Raw genomic sequence first — 503 nt, forward strand, 5'->3', positions numbered from 1 at the left:
ATGCTGACGCTGGCCGCAGCCCAGATGTTCGGCTATGCCGGCGAGGGCCACGTCAAGCTCGCCACCTCCGTCGAATTCATGCACACCGCGACGCTTCTGCACGACGATGTCGTCGACGAGAGCGGCATGCGCCGCGGCAAGAAGACCGCCCGCATGATCTGGGGCAACCAGGCAAGCGTGCTGGTCGGCGACTTCCTGCTCGGCCAGGCTTTCCGCATGATGGTCGATGTCGGCTCGCTCGAGGCGCTCGACATCCTGTCGAGTGCAGCCTCGATCATCGCCGAGGGCGAGGTCATGCAGCTTGCCGCCGCCAAGAACCTCGAAACCACCGAGGACGAGCATTTCGCCGTCATCAAGGCCAAGACCGCCGCACTTTTTTCGGCTGCTGCCGAGGTCGGCCCGGTCATCGCCCAGGCGACGCGCAACGATCGTGCGGCGCTGCGCTCCTATGGCATGAATCTCGGCCTGGCCTTCCAGCTGATCGACGACGCGCTGGACTATGG

At 65.0% G+C, this 503-nt stretch carries 1 protein-coding gene; it reads left to right on the top strand.

Going from position 1 to position 503, the window contains the following annotated elements:
* Positions 1 to 503: polyprenyl synthetase family protein (locus EN969_RS34670; protein WP_164758826.1), on the top strand; the 503-nt coding region annotated here is incomplete at both ends.

The organism is Mesorhizobium sp. M7A.F.Ca.CA.003.01.2.1 (assembly GCF_003998945.1).
Classification (GTDB): Bacteria; Pseudomonadota; Alphaproteobacteria; order Rhizobiales; family Rhizobiaceae; genus Mesorhizobium; species Mesorhizobium ciceri.